This window comes from Rhizobium sp. 10N414 (assembly GCF_056394785.1).
In genome coordinates, this window is record NZ_JBFTIN010000075.1 from 1 (window position 1) to 12,969 (window position 12,969).

Consider the following 12,969-nt stretch of genomic DNA (forward strand, 5'->3'; position numbering starts at 1 on the left):
GATTGGCGTGCCGGTAAGGCCGTCGCGATCGATCTGTCAGTCCTTCCAGACCGCTGTCGTTATAGCGGCTGATGATCTTGTGACCGGTCTTGCGGGAGATGCCGAATTCGCGGCACAGCGCCGCTATCTTCTCGCCATCCAGAACCCGCAACGAATTTGAGACGCTCGTCCATGCGGTTGCACTCCTGCCAAGGCACCTTCGCTCTCCTCGCAAAGGCCAAAAGTCTAACCCATGTCTCCGGTATGAACTGTCACCCCTCTCTCGGGAAGGACACCAGCAATGATGAAGTCTTTTGCCGCGGTGTCAGCCGCGAACGGAGGCCGCGTAGCAACTCAGAATACTCGACATAGAAGAAAGGCGACCAATGGGCCGCCTTCCAAACGCTCGCTCTGCCGTTTCTTACTGCGCGGGTTGTGCCGGCGCCAGGAACTCGGCGCAATAGGACGGGCCGTTCACGCCCGGGATGTCGCCGACGACGCGGATGCTGCGGATCGTGTAGTCGGAGCTGGTGACGATTTCCGCCTGGCAGCGCAGGTATTGCGTGCGGGCAGCCGCGATCTGCTTGCCGCGCTTGCCATCCGCGCCTTCTGCGTATTTCGCCGGGGTGCGAACCGTCTTGTAGCCGCCCTTCCAGGTGTAGGTGACGCTGGAGCCGTTCTCGACATCGTTGATCGGCGGGCCGAATGCGGCAAAGAACTTGCCGGCCGACTGGCCAACCCAGCGACTGGAGATCGGATCTGCGGAGGTCGGAATCGTCGTGCAGCCGGCAAGCGCAATGGCAAGCCCAGCCGCGGCAAAGGTGCGGAGTTTCATTCTATCGTCCTTGAAAAGTTGTCGCGCATTCGACGGCGGGAATCGCTGGTCTGCAGCGGTTTCCGCTTGTCCCGCCGAGGGCTTTAACGCGGAACCCGGCAAAAGAAAATCGGCCCGCCTTGGCAATCGCAAAATTTGCCGCAAGTGTGTCATTTTGCTCCACTTAGTACTCTCAGGAGGTGCGCCGGCCCTGTCGGCAAAAAATGCGCCGGCTTTTGAATTTTGGTGCTTGCGCAACGAGATGGGCCGGTCTATAGAGGCGCCGCTGGTCACGGAGTGTAGCGCAGTCTGGTAGCGCACCACGTTCGGGACGTGGGGGTCGAGTGTTCGAATCACTCCACTCCGACCAGTCGTAACCCTTGGTAATCATTGCCGAAAATCGGGGTTGCTAATGTTTCCCGAAATTTTCCATCTAACGAAATACCTAACGATACCTTCCCTTAGTTGGTCAGGGCTTGTCGCCTTACTCACATGCATCGGCTGACGTCAGCGGCAATTGGCCTATCCGCATTGCACATTAAAGCCCTTTATTCGTCCGAAGAACTACCTGAACTAGGCTGAAGAGCCGATGGAAAAGGTAATCAACGTGTTCGACCTGCCCCTTACCAAAAAACATTCACACTCCTGTTTGCGTCGCTTTAACGTGGATCACAGGAGCAACAAGGCCTGAATCGTATTGGCGAATGTCGATTACCACTATAGATGAGCGTGTTGTTGAGGCTCATGCGAATCGGCAGGCGATGCAACCAGAAACGACAGTTCGAAGCGATTGCGTTGAAAAGAACGGATTGAGCACCCCTCGCCCCATTCGGGGCTCTTGGTGTGGATCGGCAAACGCGCAGCAATTTACTGAACGCGCAGTAAGGCTCCTCGTCCGAGGTGGCCGTCCGCCTGGAAAAGACGTTCGGCACGCGGGTGTGCAAAAGGCTTACATGGCAGTTCGATTGCTAACTGGCCAAGGTCATGCGTTGGACCTGCCTGATCGAGATCAGGGCTTTTCCGGTCGCCAGCAACGGACGATGGGGGGACGATGAACGCTGTTGAGATTGAAGAGGCCATATCGACACTCGCCGAGCAGCAGTTTAGCCCCGAGGAGTTTCCATTCGCTTTCCTGCAAGCCTTCGGTGCGAAGGAAACGACGCTGCGCAAATTGCGCAAGGGCGAGTCGAACAGATCGGATATGGGCGGCGTCCTTCAGCGTGACAATATCCATATCGCAGTCGCATCCCCCGGCGAGGTGACGAACACCCTTGATCTCCTGAAGACCAGCCCGGCCACGACGCGCTGGAAGGCGAAATTCGTTCTAGTGACGGATGGTGATACGTTCGAGGCGGAAGACCTCGAATCTGGTGAAACTGTCGCCTGCGCCTATGCTGATTTCCCGAATCATTTCGGTTTCTTCCTGCCTCTTGCCGGGATCACCACCGTCAAGCAGGTGCGAGACAGTTCGTTCGACATCCGCGCCACGAGCCGCCTCAACAAGCTCTATGTCGAACTGCTGAAAGACAACCCCGAATGGGCGAGCGCCGAGCGTCGCCCGGACATGAACCATTTTATGGCGCGGCTGATCTTCTGCTTCTTCGCGGAAGATACTGACATCTTCAACGGCACCGGCCTGTTTACCGCCACTATTGACCAGATGAGCGCACGGGATTCGTCCAACACCCATCAGGTGATCGGCGAGATTTTCCGCGCCATGAACACGCCGATCAAGGGCCGGGCGAGCGCGGCGCTGCCCCGTTGGGCCGACGTGTTCCCTTATGTCAACGGCGGGCTGTTTTCTGGCAGTCTTGACGTGCCGCGTTTCAGCAAGATCGCCCGGACCTATTTGCTCCACATCGGCAATCTCGATTGGCGGAAGATCAACCCGGACATTTTCGGTTCGATGATTCAGGCTGTCGCCGACGACGATGAGCGCGGTGCCTTGGGGATGCACTACACATCCGTCCCCAACATCCTGAAAGTGCTGAATCCGCTCTTTCTGGACGATTTGCGAGAGCATCTGGCGGAGGCGGACGACAATCCGCGCAAGCTCCTCAATCTCCGCAACCGCATGGCTCGCATCCGGGTTTTCGATCCCGCCTGCGGGAGCGGCAACTTCCTTGTCATCGCCTACAAGGAAATGCGGTCCATCGAGGCGATCATCAATGAGCGTCGCGGCGAGGCAGGGCGGAAGTCGGATATTCCGCTGACCAACTTCCGGGGCATTGAGCTACGCGACTTCCCCGCCGAGATCGCGCGGCTAGCCCTTATCATTGCCGAATATCAGTGCGATGTTCTCTATCGCGGGCAGCAACTCGCCTTGAACGAGTTTCTACCGCTCAACGCGCAGAACTGGATCACCTGCGGCAACGCGCTCCGGCTGGACTGGCTATCTATTTGCCCGCCGACTGGGACCGGCGTGAAGATGGTAGGCGATGATCTATTTTCAACTCCCCTGGACCAAGTCCAGATCGACTTTGAGAATGAAGGCGGCGAAACCTATATCTGCGGCAATCCACCTTACCTTGGTTCGACTTGGCAGGACGATGAGCAAAAAGCTGAGCTACAGGCGATATTTGACGGCCGTGCCAAAAGCTGGAAGTCGCTAGATTATGTGGCTGGCTGGTTCATGAAAGCAGCCGACTACGGCACCAAAACAAATGCGGCAGCGGCATTTGTGTCCACCAATTCGATCTGTCAGGGCCAGCAGGTGCCGATCCTCTGGTCGCTTATTTTCGCCACCGGACACGAAATCGCCTTCGCTCATACCTCATTCAAATGGGCCAACCTAGCCAGCAACAAGGCTGGCGTGACCGTGGTGATTGTCGGCATTTCCAATCATGCGGCACGCACGCGGAGGCTATTTTCAATTGCTGAAGATGGCAGCGCCATTGTGAAGGAATCTGAGCAGATCAATGCTTATTTGGTTTCGGGACTGGATATAGTTGTTGAGAAATCATCGAAACCTCTGACCGAGGTTTCCGAAATGACTTTTGGAAGCAAGCCAGTTGATGGCGGAAATCTTCTGTTGTCTCTTCATGATCTATTGTTGCTCGGTCTTAACAATCAAGAGTTGGAAAATTGGGTTCGCCCCATATTCGGCTCTGATGAATTTATCGGCGGCAAAGCACGATATTGCCTTTGGATAAATGATGATTCCGCTGAAGAAGCCCTTGCCCATCCGGTAATCGGCCCTCGATTGCAGGCAGTTCGTGCAATGAGGTTAGCCAGTCCAAAAATCCCAACACAACGTGGCGCTGCTTGGCCGCATCGTTTTGACGAGCGGCGTCAGAAGGGTGATGAGTTGGTCATTGCGGTGGCAGCTATTAGCTCGGAGAACCGCGATTATCTGCCCTGCGGCTTGCTACCTCGTGGCACTATCATCTCGAATAAATGCTATGCTCTATTCGATGCTCCCCTTTGGAACATGGCGCTGATAGCGTCGCGCTTGCATTGGGTTTGGATCGGAACGGTATGTGTCCGGCTGGAAATGCGTTTCTCCTATTCCAACACGCTTGGCTGGAATACCTTTCCCCTACCCAGCACCGGCTTAACCGAAAAGAACAAGGCCGACCTAACCCGCTGCGCCGAGGACATCCTGTTGGCACGGGAGGCCCATTTCCCAGCGACCATCGCAGACCTTTACGACCCGGGTAAGATGCCCGCCGATTTACGCGAGGCGCATGAGCGCAACGATGAAGTGCTGGAACGCATCTATATCGGGCGGCGGTTTCGCAACGATACCGAGCGGCTGGAAAAGCTGTTCGACCTATATACCAAGATGACCGCATCGGCGGAAGCGAAGAAACGGAAGGCAGGGGCGGCAGCGTGACAACGAACAAGAAAACAGTTCCTTCCGTCTCGGTTTCCTATGCCAGCAACGGCAGTACCAACAAGGCCAATGCTCTTGGCATGAGGCCGATGCAGGAACGCGCCTATGAAAAGCGCGGCGAGCAATATCTGCTTATCAAGTCGCCCCCGGCGTCCGGCAAGAGCCGCGCCCTCATGTTCATCGCGCTCGACAAGCTGGCGAACCAAGGGCTGAAACAGGCCATCATCGTCGTGCCGGAAAAGAGCATCGGTTCCAGTTTCGCTGATGAGCCGCTGACCAACTTCGGTTTTTGGGCCGACTGGACCGTGACGCCCAAATGGAACCTGTGCAACGCCCCCGGCGAAGACGGCGGCAAGGTCAACAGCGTTGGAACTTTCCTTGAAAGCGATGACGAAGTGCTGGTCTGTACCCATGCGACCTTCCGCTTCGCGGTGGACAGGTTCGGCGTGGAGGCGTTCGATAACCGGCTGATCGCGGTGGACGAGTTCCACCATGTTTCCGCCAACCCCGACAACAAGCTGGGCCTGCATCTTGGGCAGTTCATCGCACGGAACAAGGTGCATATTGTCGCCATGACGGGAAGCTATTTCCGGGGCGACGCCGAGGCCGTTCTTGCCCCCACCGACGAGGCCAATTTCGATACCGTCACCTACACCTATTACGAACAGCTAAACGGCTACGAATATCTGAAATCGCTCGACATCGGCTATTTCTTCTACTCCGGCGCTTATTCCGACGACATCCTTGCCGTGCTGGACCCAGCCGAGAAAACCATCATCCACATCCCCAACGTCAATTCGCGGGAAAGCACCGGGCAGAAGATCAAGGAAGTCGAACACATCATTGAGGAGCTTGGCGAATGGCAGGGCATCGACCCAGCCACCGGCTTCCAGTTGGTGAAGAGGCCGGAAGGCCGTATCCTTCGTATCGCCGACCTTGTGGACGATGATGCAGCCAAGCGGGAGCGTGTTTCCGCCGCGCTCAAAGACCCCACGCAGAAAAACAACCGCGACCATGTGGACATCATCATCGCGCTTGGCATGGCGAAGGAAGGCTTCGACTGGATTTGGTGCGAACACGCGCTGACCGTCGGCTATCGTTCCAGCCTGACCGAGATCGTGCAGATCATCGGCCGCGCTACCCGCGATGCGCCGGGAAAGACTCGCGCCCGCTTCACTAATCTGATTGCTGAGCCGGATGCCGCCGAATCTGCCGTAACGGAAGCGGTCAACGACACATTGAAGGCCATCGCCGCCAGCTTACTCATGGAGCAGGTGCTTGCGCCCCGCTTCGAGTTCAAGCCGAAGAATCCCGCGACCAGCACCGCCGAACCCGGCTTCGATTACGGGGAAAGCGGCTATCAACCGGACAAGTGCAATGTCGGCTTCAACGAGGAACGCGGTGTCTTCCAGATCGAGATTAAGGGCCTTGCCGAACCCAAGACCCCCGAAGCTGCCCGCATCTGCCGCGAGGATTTGAACGAGGTGATTGCCAGCTTCGTGCAGGACAAGCCGAGCATCGAGCGCGGGTTGTTTGACGAGGAGCTTGTTCCCGAAGAACTGACCCAGCTTCGCTTAGGCAAGATCATCAAGGACAAATATCCCGAGCTTGACGAGGAGGACCAAGAGGCCGTGCGCCAGCACGCCATCGCTGCCCTCAATCTCACCCAGCAAGCCAAGAAGATCGCTCTTGACGGCGACAGCTCCGGCGACGAGCCGAGCGCCAACACGGCGCTGATCGACGGCGTTCGCAAATTCGCAATGGACGTGCGCGAACTCGACATCGACCTGATCGACCGGATCAATCCGTTTCAGGAAGCTTATGCCATCCTCGCCAAGACCATGAGCGAGGAAAGCCTGAAACAAGTCGCCGCCGCCATTTCCGCCCGGCGCACCAGCCTCACCCCGGAGGAAGCTAAGCAGCTTGCCATCCGGGCAGTTCAGTTCAAGAAGGAACGCGGGCGGCTCCCGTCCATTTCTTCAACCGACGCATGGGAAAAACGCATGGCCGAAGGTGCCGCCGCTTTCGTCCGTTTCAAGGATGAGGGCCGCTATGAGTGATCTTGACCTTGACGAACTGCGCGACGAACTGGCGGACTTCGCCCAGCCGGAAAAGAAAGCCGGGCGCGGTCCTCGGGAAGAACGCATCATCGCTGGATTCGAGGAAATCCAGCGTTTCACCGAAGAGTATGGCCGCGCTCCGCAGCATGGCGAGGATCGCGACATATTCGATCGGCTTTACGCCGTGCGGCTGGACCGGCTTCGCGCGTTAGAAGAATGCCGCTTGCTTCTCGGGCCGCTCGACCGTCAAGGCCTTTTGATCGGCGCGGAAATCGCCCCGTCCGCGCCCGCCGAGGAAGTGGACGCCGATGCACTCATGGCCGAACTCGCCGGGGCCGCTGGCGATATTGAAATCACCGAGCTTCGCCATGTCCGCTCCGTCGCCGAGAAACGCGCGGCCGAGGAAATCGCCAACCGTGAGCCTTGCCCGGACTTCGACAGGTTCAAACCCCTGTTTGAGCAGGTGCGGATTGACCTCGATTCAGGCGTTCGCACAACCCGACAGTTTGTGAAGGACGCCGGTTTCCTGAAAGCGGACATCACCGAGGGGCAGTTTTTCATCCTTGGCGGTCAGGTCGCTTACGTTGCCGAAGTCGGCGAAACCTTCCGCGCCCCGAATGGAGAATATGACGCCCGCTTGCGGGTTGTTTATTCCAACGGAACAGAGAGCAACCTGCTTCGCCGGTCGCTCCAGCGGGCACTTTACAAGGATGAGGCTGGAAGACGTATCACCGAGCCGTCTGCTGGCCCCCTGTTCGCCTACGAAAGCGACGACGAGGATATTGCGAGCGGCACCATCTATGTGCTTCGCAGCAAATCGGCTCATCCCCTTGTCGCTGCCAACCGCGACGTGTTGCATAAGATTGGCGTGACTGGCGGCGATGTGGCGCGACGCGTCGCCAATGCTAAGCTGGACCCGACTTTTCTGATGGCAGATGTAGAAATTGCCGCCACCTACACGCTCTACAACATCAATCGGGCGAGGTTAGAAAACCTGATCCACCGAATTTTCGATCCGGCGCGTCTCGACATCGAGATCAAGGACCGTTTTGGCAATCCGGTCGTTCCGCGCGAATGGTTCCTCGTCCCCCGTTTCGTGGTTGATGACGCGGTGGAGCGGATCAAAGACGGCACAATTACAAACTATGTTTATGACCCGCAAACCGCGCAACTTGTTCATCGCGCGGACAGCGACAGGCGATAAGGGTGGAATAGGGTATCCCCGTGCGAGCGGTCACAACGGCGGCCTTAACGATAAAAAGGCCTGCAGGACGGCTTGGTCTAGACCGCAAGCTACTCCACTAGCCCGCTTGTCCACGCCATGTCGTGATCCGCGCCAGTCCATCGCACGCCACGGCCTTCTTTCGTTGCCGTAAGATGGATGATCACACGATCATCGTCAGGAGCGGCAAGCCGCTCGATCTTGTCGATTAGCCCGCCGAAATACGACGGCTCGCCCTTCGTCTCGTGAAAATAGACATTCGCGCCGACGATCTTCTCGGCCACGTCCTCGGAAACGACCCATGCTTTCGATGTGTAGCGTGGCATGGCCTCGCTCTTCTCGATCCCATCGAAGTTCCTGCAAATGAAATGAATAGCGGCCATGTCATGCCTCGATAGTGATCTTGATGGAGGAAGGATCGACGCCGAAGGCGAGGGCGAGCCGCCGCTTTGCTTCAGCGATAGTAAGTGTTTCATCTGCCACTACTGCGGCCGTGGGCTCCTGGTCGGCTTCAGTGGTCTCTTCGACGTGACTGGCTTCGACGGCGATTTCCGCGATCCGAGGGTACTTCTTCCCGAGGCCAGAGCCGACGAAACGCACTGTTTCACCGTCCTCTTCCTGATAGAGGCCAATCCAGATGCCTCGCCCGACCGGCATACTGTAATTCGCCTTCCGACGAGCTTCAAAAGCCTTATCGAAGTGCTTCCGAACTTCGGCAGCTGGCATGATGTGAACCCATCCCGACAACTTGTCGTCACTCAGAGCTGACACGACAACCACATCAGCGTCATCCAAAGAAAGCCAGCCGCCATCGGCTGTACGCGGGAAGGCGAACCATTGGTCCTGCGTTGTTCGTATCGTTGCTATCTGCGCTTTGCCATCCTTTGTGATCCTCCGGATGCTGGATTTCCCAGCACGCGGAACGCGCTCGATTGCATATCCTTCCATGGATAGCGCTTCCAGTGCGATTTGAAACAAACGGCGTTCGTTCGAAATTTTTTTGTCAGACTGATAGATACTCGTCACTTCAAAGCCCCTCGTTCGCCTGTACGGCAAACTAAATGCACTCGTTTGAAATACGTTTCAATGGAAAAATGAAACAAATGAGTGAAACGCAAATTTGTTTCGAATTTAACTTAGAACAAATCTTAGAGGAAATGCGAAGGCGTTTAAAAAGCAAAATTTATTCTCATTTGCTCAGACTTCGCGCGAGGGTCACTGGCCTCCTATGAGGAATCAACGTTGGACGCCTGGCGCATAAATTGTGTCCTTCCTTGCAAACTTCCTTGACATCATCGTTCGACAAGGAGAATCGCCATGAAGCCGAACGCCGCAGTGCACAGAAAAGAAGAAGACCGTAAGAAGCGCCGCGCCGCCGAATGGGTACGCCGTCGGACCGAGGAGCTACGCCGCCGTAGGCTTCAGGCGGAGAGCCGCCGTCGTCGAAAATGGTTGCTCCTACTCCTCTTATGGGCGCTCGAATCGAGACCCGTTCAAATGTTTTTCCTGTCGCCTGGTCCTGCACCGCGACCAGCACCGGCGAAGGGATTACCGAGGAAATCGGAGAAAAAGATTACGACTGTCGACATGCGCAGCGACGACGAGCGCCGGTATCTCTTCGATTACGCGCCACGCCATGGCGAGGAAAGTCAGGAAGTCTACGACGGCCTGACGTATGCTGATATCGTTGCATACAACAGGATTCATCGACCGCACCTATTTCCAAAGCTCACCCCGATCCCGGGTACGCCCGCCAGATATGCGAATGAGCCGTTGCATATTTGGACGCTTCTCGATCACCTTCAATATGATTTTTTGCGACCGGATGCCATCTCGGCCATCAAGCTGCTTGTTGATCCAAGCAGCCACGAATGGATCGACGCTTGCGAGACGCGGGTACAAGGAAGTTCATGGAAAGACTTGCGCCACTGCAGAAGCCGTACCCCGGAAATGACTATCCGCGCGTTTCCAAGGGCTGCCGTAAGGTGGCGCGAAGAGCGGCTTCGGGAAGCCGAAGAGAAGAAACGGACGGCTGAAGAAACACCCGATAAGCCGCACCCCCGGCAGTAGCCACCTCACTTTCCTTCCTTCTTTTGTTTCGGTCGTAACGTCATCCGCATTGCCGGTCCCGCTGTGGCCAATCCCTGAAGCCGATCTGGCGGCAGTACGGACAATGCGCGATCCCGCTCGATCCGCATCCGAAGCGCGACGTCCCACGCCTGCTGTGCGTCCTTCTCAGCTTCATGAGCTTTTCGCTCGGCATGCTGACGGCGCTTTTCTTCAACCCTCAAACGGTCCTGAATCGTCTTAGCGAAGGCATGTACACGTTCTATCTCGGCGGCAAATTCTTCACGAATTTTAGTTGCCAATTTCGACTCGCCGAGAGCATCCCACATCGCCCGAAGACGGCCGGTAACGCCCGAATAGCGTTTGGCGCGGGAAACCGTCCCAGAAGCGGCTTCTTGCGCTTTCTCCGCCTCTTCCTGCGCCGCCGCTGCAGCAGCTCTCGCTTTTCCGGCTATTTCCTTCTTCTGCTCCGCAGCTGTGCGGATTGCCTCTGCCTCGGCCCTAGTTCGCGCAATGAAATTTTCAGCCGACGCTTTGACCTGTTTTGCCCTCTCAATGACCTTTTGCAACGCTTGCGCCTGCACTTTTTCCCGCTGCCATTCTTCGCGAGAAAGGCGACGGCGTTGGGGTCCTAACCTCGTTAGGCCGCTGGGGATCGCTACGGCTTCGTGGTAAGAATCTTGCCACTCGCGCATTGCCTGCTTGTAAGCAGCGTCAGCCCGCTTCGACAGGGCCTTTGTGTCTTCATCTCCCTTCGGACCAGTCGCCATGACTTCCCGTTTTGCAGTTGTCCCGGGATGATACTTAAGGGCTGACATCCCCGGTTCATCAAGTGGCACAACGTAAGCATGAATATGAAAATATTCCTCATCCTCGTGTCTGATTACGGATTTCAAGTCATCACCATATTGCGACCGCAACCATGTGACTGTTCGCTTTTCCCATTCCTCAGCTTTCTGTCGTTTGCACGGATCGGCATTAATTTCATCCATTCTCGCCGGATAAGACGCCACGATTGTGTGCAGGGTCTTCTTGTCCTGCGCCACCTTGCGAATGTGGCCACCCTTGACGGCAATCGTCGCAGCGGCCGCTGCGGTATCATGTATTTCTTGAAGAGCCTCAACGCCGACGCCGAATACGACGATTGGCGGCAAAGGATTCGCCACATGGACAGAGGCTTCCGGTTTCCGGCTGGCTTCAGCAAAAATGAAATCGGTCGAACGGCCCTTGGCGTCGGCTTTACGCGCATAGGATTCGATGTGGGCAAATTGATAGCCCATGCGTCAGCCGATCCGACGTTCATACTCGGCGGTCAAGATGTCATCAATCTCACCCCATCCACCCGGTAATCGTGCTGCAAGTTCACCTTTAAGATGAAAAGACTCGACCGACCATTTCGCAAGCCATTGGATCACATACCCGTATCGAACGTGTGAGTGCAGGACTTGAAACACAGTCTCCGGCAGTATGAACAAGCCCATTGGGTCCATTCCGTCTCTCGACGCGTCGGAGGCGAAATCATGCCAAGTTTGTGCAATTTCCGGATCATCATCCGCCATCGTTGCTAGCAAAGATCGAGCGACCCCTATGTGCCGCGCGTCGAGCTCGATGATTCGATCTATTATGTGATGTGTCTGATATTCCTGCATCGCTGCGCTCCATAAAATAGGAAACCCTTCCTTTAGTGTCAGAGCAAAAACCATCGGCGGAAACAGAAAATGGGTAAGGAAACGATGTTGGTAGTGACCGACTACTAACTGCAAGCAGCCCGTCGGTCACTCCCGTGAGGGGGCCTTCAGCCGGACCTTGTCGGGGACCTCTTCCGAGGGACCATTTCATCGTGAACCCTCCGGTGGCCCCCTCCATGTCCGGGGATGCCATGACCGCAGATCGCTATGTTGCCATCTGACTTCGCGCCAAGCCTTCGATCATTTCCAAGATCGCAGCCAAGTCGTCGTCGAGCGGCGTGGGGTGCTCGACCATCGCCAGCACGGCACCGGCATCGAGACGCGGCTGATCGGGATTGTCGCGAGCGATCCGCTCGATAACATCTCCGATATGCCGCCGCATTCCGGCTTCATGCCGATGCTTGCGAACATCACTCGCGGCCTGTCGTAACAGGACATCCCCCTTGTGCGGTACCTGTTGCTCCGCCCACCCATGCTCTTCCACTTGCCTCCCGGTTGTATCATTGGCGGCCATACCGGGTTCTGCCGTTGCTTTCCGGTGACTGTGAACCTTGGCTGTATCCGGGGGTGCCGGGGTTGCACCCTCCTTTTTATCTATACAGCTATTTTCACAGCCCCTTCGGTTGTCTGCTGATGGCGGTACAACCTCATCCCACCGGGCGACAACCGTACGGCGAGAAATCCCGCTGGCGGCGGCGACCGCAGTTTGCGTAATCGTCTCGCCTGCGGCTTGCAGCTGCTGGAACGCATCTACAAGCCGTTTCAGCGTCGAAATCCCTTTCGCGCTGCCTGCATACCGCCCACCTGCCTTTTGTCGTTCCTTGACCGTCTTCAGGCCCTCCACGACGTCAAGCAGCTTGCCTCGGTTGACGCTTTTTCTGTCCAGTTTCGCAGCATCGAAAGTGAGCGCGACGAACAGCCCACTGCTTTCGGCGTTGACGGGATCGCAGTAGCACTTTCTTTCAGAACTTCTGCTTTGCCCGCTTCGGCATAAAGTAGGTTCGGATATTGACGAGTGCTTCGGCTACGGCAGTAGCATCCTGGCGGGTCGCTTTCCGTTTTGTCTCGCCGAGCTTGCGGATGGGCGCGATGATATCGCCAGTCCCGGCATGACCTCGAAGAACCGGCTGCCAAAGCCTCGGCGCGTATCCTGTTCCCAACAAAAAGCAGAGGTCCCAATCGAACGGATCAAAGGTCTGATCATCGATCCTGGTGAACCTGGGCCTGTGGTCTTTCGGTGTTTCGGAAAGGCTCGCCGAGATGCGATTATACTCCGCAACGATCGTCTGCACGGCCCGATGTTC

12 protein-coding genes, 1 tRNA gene and 1 pseudogene are annotated in these 12,969 nt (G+C 56.6%); 5 read left to right on the plus strand and 9 right to left on the minus strand.

Annotated elements, in window-relative coordinates; all coding sequences use genetic code 11:
- Positions 1 to 197: pseudogene (locus tag AC1DE4_RS31075) on the minus strand (helix-turn-helix domain-containing protein); the annotation flags it as partial.
- A 203-nt stretch (positions 198 to 400) separates the two neighbouring features.
- A complete protein-coding gene (locus AC1DE4_RS31080; protein ID WP_169683906.1) occupies positions 401 to 814 on the minus strand; it encodes a hypothetical protein in 414 nt (137 codons plus the stop codon).
- Between the two features lie 272 nt (positions 815 to 1,086).
- Between AC1DE4_RS31080 and AC1DE4_RS31085 the strand changes: the two genes are divergently transcribed.
- The 3 genes from AC1DE4_RS31085 to AC1DE4_RS31095 all read left to right on the plus strand — a co-directional run bounded on the left by AC1DE4_RS31085 (position 1,087) and on the right by AC1DE4_RS31095 (position 6,688).
- Positions 1,087 to 1,163: transfer RNA gene (locus AC1DE4_RS31085), tRNA-Pro, on the plus strand.
- 681 nt (positions 1,164 to 1,844) lie between these two features.
- Positions 1,845 to 4,628: a class I SAM-dependent DNA methyltransferase gene (locus AC1DE4_RS31090; protein ID WP_477884682.1), complete on the plus strand. Its 2,784-nt coding sequence runs from the start codon at positions 1,845 to 1,847 to the stop codon at positions 4,626 to 4,628.
- An 89-nt stretch (positions 4,629 to 4,717) separates the two neighbouring features.
- Entirely contained in the window at positions 4,718 to 6,688 is a 1,971-nt protein-coding gene (locus AC1DE4_RS31095; protein ID WP_477884683.1) for a DEAD/DEAH box helicase, read from the plus strand.
- Here AC1DE4_RS31095 and AC1DE4_RS31100 read toward each other — a convergent pair.
- Positions 6,663 to 6,836, minus strand: a complete 174-nt coding sequence (locus tag AC1DE4_RS31100) for a hypothetical protein (RefSeq protein WP_477884684.1) — start codon at positions 6,834 to 6,836, stop codon at positions 6,663 to 6,665. The two genes, AC1DE4_RS31095 and AC1DE4_RS31100, sit on opposite strands and share 26 nt — an antisense overlap.
- A 36-nt stretch (positions 6,837 to 6,872) precedes the next feature.
- Here AC1DE4_RS31100 and AC1DE4_RS31105 point away from each other — a divergent pair, with 36 nt between their 5' ends.
- Positions 6,873 to 7,892 carry a GIY-YIG nuclease family protein gene (locus AC1DE4_RS31105; RefSeq protein ID WP_477884685.1) on the plus strand — a complete coding sequence of 340 codons (1,020 nt, stop codon included), beginning with the start codon at positions 6,873 to 6,875 and terminating at the stop codon, positions 7,890 to 7,892.
- Between the two features lie 89 nt (positions 7,893 to 7,981).
- Here the strand turns inward: AC1DE4_RS31105 and AC1DE4_RS31110 are convergent, their stop codons facing one another.
- Positions 7,982 to 8,293, minus strand: a complete 312-nt coding sequence (locus AC1DE4_RS31110; protein ID WP_477884686.1) for a hypothetical protein — start codon at positions 8,291 to 8,293, stop codon at positions 7,982 to 7,984.
- Position 8,294: 1 nt separating this feature from the next.
- The gene (locus AC1DE4_RS31115) at positions 8,295 to 8,936 is read right to left on the minus strand and encodes a hypothetical protein (RefSeq protein ID WP_477884687.1); all 642 of its coding nucleotides are present in this window, start codon (positions 8,934 to 8,936) and stop codon (positions 8,295 to 8,297) included.
- A 291-nt stretch (positions 8,937 to 9,227) separates the two neighbouring features.
- Here AC1DE4_RS31115 and AC1DE4_RS31120 point away from each other — a divergent pair, with 291 nt between their 5' ends.
- The gene (locus AC1DE4_RS31120; RefSeq protein WP_477884688.1) at positions 9,228 to 9,980 is read left to right on the plus strand and encodes a hypothetical protein; all 753 of its coding nucleotides are present in this window, start codon (positions 9,228 to 9,230) and stop codon (positions 9,978 to 9,980) included.
- 5 nt (positions 9,981 to 9,985) lie between these two features.
- Here AC1DE4_RS31120 and AC1DE4_RS31125 read toward each other — a convergent pair whose 3' ends face one another.
- The 4 genes from AC1DE4_RS31125 to AC1DE4_RS31140 all read right to left on the minus strand — a co-directional run.
- Entirely contained in the window at positions 9,986 to 11,257 is a 1,272-nt protein-coding gene (locus AC1DE4_RS31125; RefSeq protein ID WP_477884689.1) for a plasmid recombination protein, read from the minus strand.
- A 3-nt stretch (positions 11,258 to 11,260) separates the two neighbouring features.
- Positions 11,261 to 11,626 carry a hypothetical protein gene (locus AC1DE4_RS31130; RefSeq protein ID WP_477884690.1) on the minus strand — a complete coding sequence of 122 codons (366 nt, stop codon included), beginning with the start codon at positions 11,624 to 11,626 and terminating at the stop codon, positions 11,261 to 11,263.
- 244 nt (positions 11,627 to 11,870) lie between these two features.
- Positions 11,871 to 12,509, minus strand: a complete 639-nt coding sequence (locus AC1DE4_RS31135; protein WP_477884691.1) for a hypothetical protein — start codon at positions 12,507 to 12,509, stop codon at positions 11,871 to 11,873.
- Positions 12,510 to 12,627: 118 nt separating this feature from the next.
- Positions 12,628 to 12,969, minus strand: a 342-nt coding sequence (locus AC1DE4_RS31140) for a YecA/YgfB family protein (RefSeq protein WP_477884692.1), incomplete at its 5' end; no start/stop codon positions are given.